This window comes from Hyphomicrobium sp. CS1BSMeth3, assembly GCF_900117415.1.
Lineage (GTDB): Bacteria > Pseudomonadota > Alphaproteobacteria > Rhizobiales > Hyphomicrobiaceae.
Window position 1 is genome coordinate 545,263 of sequence record NZ_FPEI01000004.1, and the last position, 11,885, is coordinate 557,147.

Below are 11,885 nucleotides of genomic sequence, written 5' to 3' on the forward strand. Positions count from 1 at the left end.
TGATGAGGAGGATGCTTGATCGGCTGCCGTGCGCCTTGATTGCAGCCCTTCTGGCGTTCATCCCCTCGTCACTGTACGCCGCAGAGGCGGCCAGCCAGATCAATCTTACGCAGCATCCGGTCGGCTACCTGATGCTCCTCATCTTCTTCGTCGCCTACGGCTTCGTCGCCGTCGAGGAAGTCATCCAACTGCGCAAGTCGAAGCCCGTCATGCTGGCGGCGGGCCTCATCTGGGCTCTCCTCGGCATCGTCTACACCGTGCGGGGCCAGAGCGCCGCACTGGAGGCTGCCGCCAAGCATGTGATCCTCGACTACGGGGAGTTGATGCTCTTCCTCGTGGTCGCGATCACCTATGTGAACACGATGCAGGAGCGTCGCGTCTTCGATGCGCTGAGAAGCAGGCTGCTCAGCCTCGGCCTCTCCTACAGGCAGCTTTTCTGGCTCGTCGGCGGGCTTGCATTCCTCTTCGGCCCCATCATCGACAATCTCACCACCGCACTCGTCATGGGTGCCGTGGTCGTGGCCGTCGGTGTCGGCAACTACCAGTTCATCGTCATGGGCTGCATCATCATCGTCGTGGCGGCGAACGCGGGCGGCGTTTTCTCGCCGTTCGGCGACATCACCTCGCTGATGGTCTGGCAAAAGGGCAAGCTCTCGTTCCTCGAGTTCTTCCACCTCTTCCTGCCATCGCTCGTGAACTTCCTCGTGCCGGCAACGCTCATGCATTTCCGCGTCCCGAAAGGGACACCGGCATCGGCCAGCGAAGTCAGGCGATTGAAGCCCGGCGGCGCCGTCGTGATCTGGCTGTTTGTGGCGACCCTCGCGACCGCCGTCTCCTTCAAGAGCATTTTCAGTCTGCCGCCAGCGCTCGGGATGATGCTGGGCCTCGGCTACCTGCAGATGTACAGCTACTTCCTGCAGCGGCAGGCGCGCCGCCGCAACGATCAAGCCTTTGGATTCGACGCCTTCCGCGAGATCGGTCGCGTGGAGTGGGACACCCTCCTGTTCTTCTTCGGCGTCATATTCGCCGTCGGCGGACTGGGTGTTGCCGGCTATCTCGCGCTGCTGTCGAACTATCTGTACGTGGATCTCGGACCGACCTACGCCAACATCGCGATCGGCATTCTGGGCGCGGCGTTCGACAATATCCCGCTGATGTTCGCGGTGCTTACCATGAACCCCGACATGTCGAGCGGCCAGTGGATGCTCGTCACGCTCAGCACGGGTGTCGGCGGCAGTCTCGTATCCATCGGGACTGCGGCAGGCGTGGCGCTGATGGGGCTCATCCGCAACCACTACACCTTCCTCAATCATCTTCGCTGGGCCTGGGCCATAGCGCTCGGCTATGCCGCGAGCATCGCAACCCATCTCTGGGTCAACGCCGCACTCATGTAGCGCGGCCTCCGGCTCTCGCTGCCGCACTCCGCAAGTGCCTCCCGCCGGACTATAGTTGCGAAGTGCCCATGCGACCCGGCGGTGGCAAATGGACGAGAAAAGCATCGGTCGTCGACAACTGCTGTTGAGCATGGGCGCCGCTGCTTTGTCCCAGCTCTCCGGGCCATCGCTCGCACAGTCGGGCGCATGGCCGCTCACCGAGCCAGGGGACGCGGGCTTTGCCCCCGACCTTGCGGCGCGGCTCGACAAGGCCATCGCCGAAAAGCGCATCTGGAATGTGCATGGGCTCGTCGTTCTCAGGAACGATCGGCTCGTGCTGGAGCGGTACTTCGAGGGTGAGGATCGCGCGCGCGGCATCGGCGCGATCGGCCGCATCTCTTTCGGCCCCGATACGCTCCACGATCTGCGTTCGTGCTCCAAGAGCATCGTCGGCCTGCTCTATGGCATCGCCTTGCACCAAGGCCTGGTCCCGCCGCCCGAAGCGCCGCTCTTCGCGGCATTTCCCGAATACGCCGATCTCGCTGCCAAGGAAGGCCGTGACCGGCTGACGATCCATCATGTCCTGACGATGACCATGGGCACGGACTGGGACGAGAGCAGCCTCCCTTATTCCGATCCGAGCAACAGTGAAACGGCGATGGACAATGCTCCAGACCGGTATCGCTATATCCTCGAGCGGCGCGTGGTCTCTCAGCCGGGTGCCTATTGGACCTACTGCGGCGGTGCGACGGCACTCCTCGCGCGCATCATTGCGAAGGGATCCGGCAAGACACTGCACCAGTTCGCGCGCGACAATCTGTTCGTGCCTCTCGGCATGGGGCCGACCGAATGGGTCACGGGCCGCGACGGCGAGCCGTTCGCGGCGTCCGGCGCGCGAATGTCCCCCCGCGATCTCGCACGCATCGGGCAGCTCATTCTCCATGGCGGCAAGATGGGCGAGCGCGCTATCGTCCCCGCCGACTGGGTCGCGCGCTCGATCACTCCCATGGTCAGCACCGACGAGGCTCGGCGCTACGGCTATCAGTGGTTCGTGCTCGACATTGCCTTCGGAAAGCCGAGGGGATGGGCGCCGGGACGACTGGAGCGCTTGTGGGTGGCGCAAGGCGAGGGCGGCCAGCGGCTCTTCATCATCCCTGCGCTACAGCTCGTCGTTGCGATGACGTGCGGCAACTATGGCGCGCAGGATCAGGGAATTCCGCCGGCGCGCATCCTGCGCGAGGTGATCCTCGCCAGCGTCCTGTAGTGTCATCTCTTGAGAGCACGCCGCGCCTCAGTGGACCTCGGAGTGGTTCATCGCGACTTTGACTTCGCGCCCGAATGAGATCAGCGAGAAAGTAAAGAGCCCGAGCGAGAGCACGAACAGTACCGCGGCTCCGGGCTCGTGCCTGACGCCGAAGTAGGCACTCCCAAAGGCCACGATCATCAAGAGGCAGGTGGCGATACCGCTTGCGATAGCCCAGTAGATGGCCCGCATGACGAGAGAGGCGCGAAGCTGCAGCAGCGGCAGCGTCGCCTTGAGCTGCGCCTTGATCGGGTCTTCATCCGGGATGGCGCTGATGATGCGCGACCGATCGATTATGCGGCTCATATGCCCGACCAGCACCGAAAGAAACGCCACCACGGCGCCCAGGACGAAGGCAGGGGCTGCAGCTTGGGAGATCACGATCGAAAGCTGATCGAGAGTGAGTACGGGGGACCACATCTCAAGCCTCCAAGGACGGTCACACTCAGGCAATACCGGCTCATTCCGATCTGGCACGATAAGAGTGAAACCGCATTTGCGGACCTGGGTGTTGTCCGTACTCGCAGCCGTGCGTGACCTCATCGTCGGGGATAGGACGTGTCTGGCCTCAACCGAGCCCGAGCGCATTCTCCAGCGCGGCCACGCACTCTTCCGCTGAACGAAGGGCTGTATCGATCACGATTGCACCTTCGGGCGCGGCATCCATAGGTCTGGCGCAGATTTCGACCCAGGAAGATGCTCTTGTTCCCTGCGCGCGGGCGGCAATCCGCTCTTTGTGGATGCTCGTGTCCGTGCAAGTCACGAGTACCTCGACCAACCTGACGCCAGAGTCCGCAGCAGTCTTCCGCCACGCTTCCCGCGTGATCGCCGTCGCATTGACTGAGTCGGCAATGACCGTATTGCCTAGCTGGAGATTATCTTCCGCAACCGCATAGGCCACGCAATATCCCGCGCCACTCTCGACGAGCGATGCGCCACCCAGCTTGAACAGTTCGTCTTCAACGGTGTCTATGCGCAAGTAGGTCGCGCCGAGCCGGCTTGCCAGGAGACGCGCGAGCGTCGTCTTGCCCGTTCCTGGTAAACCGCTGAAGGCAATGAGCATCCCCTCGCCCCTCAGCTTCCCTTGAATTTCGGACGGCGCTTCTCGCGGAAGGCGGTGATGCCCTCAATGAAGTCATCCGTCGCCATGGCCGTGCCCTGCGCGAAGGCCTCGGCATCGAGGAACTCGTCGAAGGAGGAGTCGTAGGCCTTCCCGATCATCTTCTTGAGCAGGCCATAGGTGATCGTCGGGCCATTGCCGAACTGCTCGGCAACTTCCATGGCCTTGTCCATGAGCTCGCCGGGCGCAACCACGCGCGAGCAGAGGCCCATCTGCAGCGCCTCCTCGGCCGTGACCTTGCGGCTCGTGAGCAGCAGATCCTTCGCGCGCAGCGTGCCGACCGCGCGCGGCAGCGTCGCCAGCAAACCCAGATCCGGCACCACGCCGATCTTCGCAAAGCCCGTCGTGAAGTACGCGGCGTTCGAGGCGATCACCACATCGCCCATGAGCGCGAGTGACACGCCCGCACCTGCCGCCGCACCGTTCACTGCCGTCACGACCGGCTTATCGGCCTTCAGCAGACGCCCCGCCCAACGATAGGAGCGGCGCATGCGCTCGCGCGTATCCGAGGGCTTCGCGCGGCCCATGTTGCGGATATCGCCGCCCGCGCAGAAGGCCTCGCCCGTACCCGTGATGAGAAGGCAGCGCACGCTGTCGTCCTCGAGCAGCGGCACGATGTTGGCATCCAGGCCGGCCTTGATGCCGGCGGACATGGCATTCATCGTCTTCGGCTCGTTCAGCCGAATGATGGCAATGCCGTCCTTGCGGGTCACGATGACCGATTCTTCCGACATTGGGCGTCTCTCCCGATTGAAATGATCTCTAGACGAATTCTAGCGGCCGCCCCTGCCGCCCGCCAGCTTGCTTTGCGCGGGGGGCCCATGCTCAACTCTCCAAAAAAGATGACAAGCGGGAGGTCCCCATGGGGGAAAAGGACGGGTTCGTGCGCGGCATCGCGAGCGGCGGCCGCACGATCGATCAGGCGACCTTCGATGCGCGCGTGGACCGCGCGGCCGCCGGTCTCGATGCCCTCGGCGTCGGCCAGGGCGACTGCGTTGCCATTCTCATGCGCAATGACATCGCTTTTCTCGAAGCGTCATACGCGGCCATCCGTCTCGGCGCCTATGCCGTGCCCATCAACTGGCATTTCCATCCCGAGGAGATCGCCTACATCCTGCGCGACTGCGCGGCCAAGGTGGTCATCACGCAAGCCGACTTCATCGAGACCGCGCGGAAGGCCGCACCTCCCGGCCTCACTGTTCTTGCCGCGCCGACACCCGATACGATCGCGCAGGCCTTCGGCATCGCGCCAGAGCGCTGCCAGCTCCCGGCGGACGCGCAAAGCTGGGATGATTTCATCGCGGCCAACGCCCCCTGGGCAGGTGCGGCGCGCCCGCAGACGCTCAGCATGATCTATACCTCCGGCACGACGGGCCATCCCAAGGGCGTGCGCCGCGCGCCGCCCACGGCTGCGCAGCAGGAAGCCCTCAACGAGGCGCGCCGCGTCGTGTACGGCGTCTCGCCCGGCATTCGCACGATCATGGCGGGGCCCCTCTACCACTCCGCGCCCAATGCCTTCGTGCTCAGAGCCGCGCGCATTGCCGAGGCGCTCATTCTCTTGCCCCGCTTCGAGCCCGAAGAGCTGCTCGCCACCATCGAGCGCCAGCGCATTGACACGCTCTTCATGGTGCCGACCATGTTCGTGCGCCTCTTGAAGCTGCCGGAGGACGTGCGCCGCCGCTACGACGTCTCCTCGCTGCGCTTCGTCATGCACGCCGCCGCGCCTTGCCCCGTGCACGTCAAGCGCGCCATGATCGAATGGTGGGGGCCGGTCATCTGGGAATTCTACGGCGCGACCGAGAGCGGCGCCGTCACGATCGTCTCGAGCGAGGAATGGCTGAAGAAGCCCGGCACGGTCGGTCGGCCGTCGAAGGGCGCCACGCTCTCCATCCAGGACGAGCAGGGCCGGGAGGTGCCACAGGGCGAGATCGGCGAGGTCTACTCATCGATCGACTACTACCCCGAGTTCACCTACCACAATCTCCCCGAAAAGCGCGCCGAGATCGAGCGCCGCGGCATGATCACCGTCGGCGACATGGGCTACATCGATCCCGACGGCTATCTCTTTCTCTGCGATCGCAAGCGCGACATGGTCATCTCCGGCGGCGTGAACATCTATCCCGCCGAGATCGAGGCCGTCGCGATCGCGCTGCCGGGCGTGAAGGACTGCGCCGTGTTCGGCATTCCCGATGAGGAATTCGGCGAGGCGCTCATCGCACTCGTCGAGCCCATGCCCGGACACGCCCTCGATGCGGAGAGCGTCGGCGCGCATCTGAAGTCGCATCTCGCGAGCTACAAAGTGCCGCGCCGCATCGAGATCGCACACAATCTGCCGCGCGAGGACTCAGGGAAAATCTTCAAGCGCCGCCTGCGCGAGCCTTACTGGAAGAACGCCGGCCGCCGCATCTGAGCTAGCTGCCCTTGTCGCCGGCGAGTCCGCGTGGCCGCATGAGCACGAATGCCACGAGGGCCGCCAGCATCAGCGCCGCAACACTGCCGAAGCCCGCCACCCATCCGAGCGGGGACATGCCGCCGGCCCAGTCGAGGCTCCAGCCGACCACGATCGGCCCGACGAGCCCGCCGCCATAGCCGAGCGATGAGTGCACGGCAAGCGTCGCACCACGCCGCGCGGGATCTGCAGAACCTGCCGCTCCCGCCGTGAGCGATGAGGAGTCCAGCCACACGACGAGCCCATAGACGAGCAGCAGCCCGACCGCGAGCCAGTACGACCACACGCCGACGAAGGCGACGGCCAATGCGAACACGATCGAGCCTACCATGGCGAGCTGAATGAGCCTGCGCCGCCCGAGCCGGATGGCCATCTCATTGCCGCTCACGCTCGCCGCAACGCCGATCAGACCGAGCAGCGTCATCACCGCAGCGGGAGACAGCAGCGACACGCCGGTGCCCGTGCTTGCCGCGACATAGCCGAGGAAAGCCACGCCCCAGCCCCGCAGCGCGCTCATCTCGAGCGTGTGCACGCAGTAGCCGATGGCGTAGGCCATGGCGGAACGGTTCTGCAGCACGGGCAGGAAGTTGAACAGGCCGCCGCCGTCGCTCGGCTTCGCGGGCGGGGCCGCGCGGCGCGGCACGAAGAATGCGACCATGCACCAGGCGATGGCGGCTGTGAGTGCGGCAGAAAAGAACGCGAGCTGCCATCCGCCGAGGTTGGCGAGCAGATCTCCCGTCGCGAAGGAGAGCGCGCCGGACACGCCGATGCTCGCCGCATGTCCCGTCACCGCGCGCGACATCATCTTGGCGTCGACCTGATCGGCGAGCAGCTTGAGGCCGGTCATGTAGGTCCCGGCCCAACCGAGCCCGGTCAGCGCGCGGAAGGCCATGGCCGACCAGTAGCCCTCGGCGAAGAGCGCGAACCCGCCATGCCCCACGACCGTCGCGCCGACGCCGAAGAGATAGACGAACTTCGCGTCCACGCGGTCGGTCAGCGTGACCAGGATCGGCACGGCGAGCATGTAGGCGGCGTAGAAGCTCGCCGTGATCCACCCTGCCTGCGTGTTGCTGAGATCCCAGAGCGGGATCATGCGCGGCAGCAGTGCCGGCCAGAAGAAGGCCCCGATCTGCACCAGCACCTGCGCTACGCAGACGATCGCCACCAGCCGCCGCGCCGCGGCCTGCTCGCCTACTACCTGCATTTGTGCGCCCCACTCCCCGTATGCCGCGCGCTTCTTGGAACTCGTCGGCGTTGATCATCAAGTCTTAAAATGGCGGGGGGCCGGGGGTGTCCCCCGGGCGGGTTACAGGGCGGCGGCCCTGTTCGCGCCGCAGGCGCGACCGCCTCACCCCCAGAGCGTCAACGCGATCACCACGAGCGCCAGCGCGCCAACCCAGAGTGCGACGCGACTCCACCGCCCTTGCCGCGCGTCGGCCGCGGCAAGCCGCTCGACGGTCTCGTCATCGAGCCGCACGCCGCTCCGTGCCGCTTCGGCAAGCGCAACGAGCGTCCGCTCCGCCTGTCCCAGCAGCGCCGGCACATCACCGAGCAGGCGCCCGATCTCTGATGCCCCTTCGCGCGCGTCCTTGAGCGCGCCGGCCGGGCCAAGATTGCTCTCGACCCACTCGCGCGCGATGGGCTCGGCCGCCGTCCAGATGTCGAGGTTCGGATCGAGGCCGCGCGCGACGCCTTCGACGACCACCATGGTCTTCTGCAGGTTGATCAGCTCGGGCCGGGTCTGCATGTCGAAGACCTCGGTGTAGGCGAAGAGCTGCCCGAGCAGATCCGCCATGGAGATCTCGCCCGCCGAGCGGCCCTGAATAGGCTCGCCGATCGCGCGGAGCGCCTGCGCAAAGACCTCGACGGGATGATGCGGCGGCACGTAGCCGGCCCAGAAGTGCACCTCCGCGGCGCGGCGGTAGTCGCGCGTGATGATGCCGTGCAGGATCTCGGCGAGGAAGCGACGCTCCTTGGGACCAAGCCGTCCCATGATGCCGAAATCGACGGCGACGACATTGCCCTGGCGATCGACGAGCAGGTTCCCCTGGTGCATGTCGGCATGGAAGAAGCCGTCGCGCATGGCATGGCGCAGGAAGGACTGCAGCACGGTGAGGCCCAGTGCGCGGCGATCGAGCCCTGCCGCTTCGAGGCGCGCCGTATCGGCGATCGGAATGCCGTCGATCCACTCAAGCGTGAGCACGCGCTTCGAGGTCCGCTTCCAGTCGACCGTCGGTACGCGGAAGCCGGTATCGCCCTTGATGTTCTCGGCCATCTCGGAGATCGCGGCCGCCTCGAGACGCAGATCCATCTCGATCTCGGTCGTGCGTGCGAGCGTCTCGACGACGGCGACGGGCCGCAAGCGCCGCGTCGGCGGATGAAAGCGCTCGATCATGCGCGCGGCGAAGAAGTAACTGTCGAGATCGCGCTTGAAACGGCGCTCGACACCGGGCCGCAGCACCTTCACCGCGACCTCGCGCCGTTCCCCGTTCTCGACGACCACCGCCTTGTGCACCTGGGCGATCGACGCCGCGGCCACGGGCGGCCCGAACTCGACGAAATGATCCTCGACGCGGCCGCCGAGCGCAGCCTCGATCGCGGCGCGCGCCTCGGCTTGCGAGAAGGGCGCCATGCGGTCCTGCAGATTGGCGAGGTCGCGCGCGAGGTCCGGCCCGATCACGTCCTGGCGCGTCGCGAGGAACTGCCCGAGCTTGACGTAGCTCGGCCCGAGCCGGGTCAGGGCGGCACTGACGCGCGCGTCCGCGCTCTCTCCCCGCCGGAAAGGCCAGGCCAGAGCCCGCACCGGCCACGTCGCCGCCCGGGCGATCCTGAGCGGCCAGGGCACGGGCACGCCCTGCGGCACGAAACGCACCCCGTACTGGGCGAGGACCAGCCCGGCGCGCGAGAGGCGCAGAAAATTGAGGATCGGGCCGGCCATGGCGTGGGGCAGTCCGTTGAGTGGCGTGATGCAGCAGGTGGCGGACGTTTGCCACGATCTGCCGGGGCGTCAAGCAGAATGCCTGCGCGCGGTTACAGCGGCATTTTTTCCGCCCGCCCGGCTTGTATGCGCCGCCTCACCATGGATAATCCTCATTCGGGGACAATGTGGTGGGCGGCTGGGTACATTGGCGTACCGGCCTGAGGGCGGGGAAGGTGAAGAAGAACAAGGGGCGCCGCAAAGCTGACACCCGTCGGAAGAAGCGCCTGAAGGCCGCGCCGGCGGCGGTCGCGCGCACAAAATTGCCCCCGGTCAGCGCACCTCAAACACAGCCTCCGCGCTCAGCGACGCCACCAGCCGCGCGGCGGCTGTCGATCGACTGGCCGGCACTCGCAATCCTCGTGGTGCCACTCGCGATCATGGCGCTGCTCGAGAGCCTCATGAGCCCGCCGAAGCCGATCGCACCGCCGCCCACAGCCTGGTATGGCGATCTTTCGCGGGAAGCCATGCCAGTATTCCCGGAACCCTCGAACCATGCCGCACTTGCGCCGGCCGAGGCTCCGCTCCCCCCTTGGCACGGCAAGCTCGCGCTCGAAGCCATGCCCCTTTTTCCCGAGCCGACGAACCATGTCGCGCGGGCGCCCGTCGAGCCGCCGCCGGCTCCATGGCATGGTGAGCTCGCGCTCGAGGCCATGCCTCTGTTTCCCGAGCCGACCAATCACGCCGCCCTCGTCCCGGTCGAACCGCCGCCCGCGCCCTGGCACGGCGACCTCGCCATCGAGGCCATGCCGATCTTCCCCGAGCCGACGAACGCTCGCGTCGCGCCGCCGGCCGTTGCAGCCCTTCCTCCGCCGATATGCGTGCCCGAGGCGCCCAGCGCAGCCGTAAGCGTACCGCCCTCCAACTTCGGCCGCGCCATCTCCGCCGCGGCACGCGCGCAGACGGAGGACTTCGTCATCTACAATGCGCGCTATTTTCACATTGCCTATCCCGGCGGCGACACCCAGGCGCTCTATGGCGTCTGCACCGATGTCGTCATCCGCGCCTACCGCGCGCTCGGCATCGACCTGCAGGAGCTGATCCACACCTCGCGCCTCGGCCGCGGCGACCCGAGCATCGACCATCGCCGTGTCGAGGTCGTGCGCCGCTTTCTCACGCGCCACGGCACGAGCCTCGCCATCTCCGAGTTCGCCGAGGACTACCGGCCGGGCGATATCGTCACCTATCACCGGCCGGAAGGGCGCATCTCGCAGTACCATATCGCCGTTGTGACGGATCAGATCGCGCCCTCGGGCCGGCCGCTGATCGTGCACAATCGCGGCTGGGGCCCGCAGGTCGAGGATGCGCTCTTCGTCGATCGCATCACCGGCCACTACCGCCTCTCGCGCGAGCAGGTCGAGGCCTTCCAGCGCACGCGCGCGCCGCGTGTGAGCGACCGCCGCCGCACGGCCGACGTTTCCAGCACGACGCGCCGCTGAGCCGACCGCCCTTTGAATCCGCGCAAACTTGTTCCTCCCCCCTTGTGGGGGAGGTTAGGAGGGGGGGATTGCAGAGTATCAGCGGTAGGGATTCCCCCCACCCCTAACCCCTCCCCACAAGGGGGAGGGGGATTTCTGGCTACGCCGCGCTTCCCGCCGTCACGGCCTTCTCGACCACGGACCTGAAATCCGCCGGCGCGATCGTCAGCAGGTCCGGCTTCGAGGCCGCGAAGAAAGCATCCACGGCGGCCCCGACTTCCGAGACCGGCACACCGCGCAGCGCCGCTTCCAGATCGAGCACCATGCGCGGCGGCGTCACGAAGAAATCGCCGGTCAACAGCAGCTCGCGCACGCGCCGCGCGCCGCCCGCGCCTTCGAGACGCACATAGGCCGAGACCGTCCCGCCTGCGCCCGTCAGCGACGCCTCGCTCACTTCCGCGCCGCGCGGATCGTCGATCTCGAAGACGAACTCGTCAGTGCCGATCGTCTCGTCGTGGACCTTCTTCGCGAGCGTCTCCTCGGCTTCGCTCGGCGCGCCTGGCTCGAGTGTGAGCCCGAGCTTCTCGCGGAAGCCCAGCAGCACCGCCTCCTGCACCTTGGGAATTGCCGGCGCCGTGCCACCGAGCAGCGCCTTCAGCGTCGTGACGCGCTGCTCGGCCTTGTCGAGATCGCGCTTCTGCAGCTTCGCCGCCGGCACATTCAGGCAGGCCATCATGCGCGCCGGATCGACGTCGATCAGCACCGTGCCCTGATAGAAAAGCGTATCGCCATCGAAGAAGCCGCCCGTGCCGCAGAGCTTCTGCCCACCGACCTCGATGTCATTGCGCGGCCGGAAGCGCGCCTCGATGCCGAATGTCTGCGAAAGGCCGTGCGCCACCGCCTCGCAGATCGCGCGCGTGTAATCGCCGAGCGAGGGCATGGGCAGGCGCTTTCTGGAGAGCACCAGCTCCCAGCCGATCTGTCCCTCGTCGAAGTAAATGGCGCCGCCGCCCGTGATCCGCCGCACGAGCCCAATGCCGTTGGCGCGGCAGTGCGCGACCTTCACCTCGTGGCTCATGGCCTGATGGCGGCCGATCAGTGCTGTCGGTGGAAAGCGCAGGAAACGCACCGTATCGGGGATCTTGCCGGCCTTGTGCAGCTCGATGAGCGCTTCGTCGAAGGCGATCTGCGCACGGCCATCGCGCAAGCCGGTATCGATCGTGCGGAATACGGGCATGGTCCTCT

At 66.5% G+C, this 11,885-nt stretch carries 10 protein-coding genes; 4 read left to right on the forward strand and 6 right to left on the reverse strand.

From position 1 onward, the window contains the following. Positions 1-11 precede the first annotated feature (11 nt). On the forward strand, positions 12-1,394 hold the full coding sequence (nhaD, locus tag CS1BSM3_RS06820; protein ID WP_072386252.1) for a sodium:proton antiporter NhaD: 1,383 nt from the start codon (positions 12-14) through the stop codon (positions 1,392-1,394). A gap of 88 nt (positions 1,395-1,482) precedes the next feature. Next, complete coding sequence (locus tag CS1BSM3_RS06825) at positions 1,483-2,637, forward strand: serine hydrolase domain-containing protein (RefSeq protein ID WP_244540443.1); 1,155 nt, start codon at positions 1,483-1,485, stop codon at positions 2,635-2,637. Positions 2,638-2,664: 27 nt separating this feature from the next. Here CS1BSM3_RS06825 and CS1BSM3_RS06830 read toward each other — a convergent pair whose 3' ends face one another. From CS1BSM3_RS06830 to CS1BSM3_RS06840, 3 genes are all read right to left on the reverse strand, one after another. Beyond that, positions 2,665-3,096, reverse strand: a complete 432-nt coding sequence (locus CS1BSM3_RS06830) for a DUF2721 domain-containing protein (RefSeq protein WP_072386253.1) — start codon at positions 3,094-3,096, stop codon at positions 2,665-2,667. A gap of 148 nt (positions 3,097-3,244) precedes the next feature. Next, positions 3,245-3,739 (reverse strand): P-loop nucleotide/nucleoside kinase family protein, encoded by a 495-nt coding sequence (locus CS1BSM3_RS06835; protein ID WP_072386254.1) that lies wholly within the window; start codon positions 3,737-3,739, stop codon positions 3,245-3,247. An 11-nt stretch (positions 3,740-3,750) separates the two neighbouring features. Then, positions 3,751-4,530: an enoyl-CoA hydratase/isomerase family protein gene (locus tag CS1BSM3_RS06840; protein WP_072386255.1), complete on the reverse strand. Its 780-nt coding sequence runs from the start codon at positions 4,528-4,530 to the stop codon at positions 3,751-3,753. A gap of 128 nt (positions 4,531-4,658) precedes the next feature. On the opposite strand from CS1BSM3_RS06840, the gene CS1BSM3_RS06845 reads away from it, so the two are divergent. Next, on the forward strand, positions 4,659-6,206 hold the full coding sequence (locus tag CS1BSM3_RS06845) for an acyl-CoA synthetase (RefSeq protein WP_072386256.1): 1,548 nt from the start codon (positions 4,659-4,661) through the stop codon (positions 6,204-6,206). A 1-nt stretch (position 6,207) separates the two neighbouring features. Here the strand turns inward: CS1BSM3_RS06845 and CS1BSM3_RS06850 are convergent, their stop codons facing one another. Continuing rightward, a complete protein-coding gene (locus tag CS1BSM3_RS06850) occupies positions 6,208-7,449 on the reverse strand; it encodes an MFS transporter (protein ID WP_083528394.1) in 1,242 nt (413 codons plus the stop codon). Between the two features lie 144 nt (positions 7,450-7,593). Next, complete coding sequence (gene ubiB, locus CS1BSM3_RS06855) at positions 7,594-9,183, reverse strand: 2-polyprenylphenol 6-hydroxylase (protein WP_072386257.1); 1,590 nt, start codon at positions 9,181-9,183, stop codon at positions 7,594-7,596. Positions 9,184-9,398: 215 nt separating this feature from the next. On the opposite strand from ubiB, the gene CS1BSM3_RS28405 reads away from it, so the two are divergent. Continuing rightward, positions 9,399-10,661, forward strand: coding sequence for a DUF1287 domain-containing protein (locus CS1BSM3_RS28405; RefSeq protein ID WP_072386258.1), 1,263 nt, complete (start codon positions 9,399-9,401; stop codon positions 10,659-10,661). A gap of 139 nt (positions 10,662-10,800) precedes the next feature. On the opposite strand, the gene CS1BSM3_RS06865 is transcribed toward CS1BSM3_RS28405, so the two are convergent. Then, positions 10,801-11,877, reverse strand: a complete 1,077-nt coding sequence (locus tag CS1BSM3_RS06865) for a lipoate--protein ligase family protein (RefSeq protein WP_072386259.1) — start codon at positions 11,875-11,877, stop codon at positions 10,801-10,803. Between the last annotated feature and the right edge of the window lie 8 nt (positions 11,878-11,885).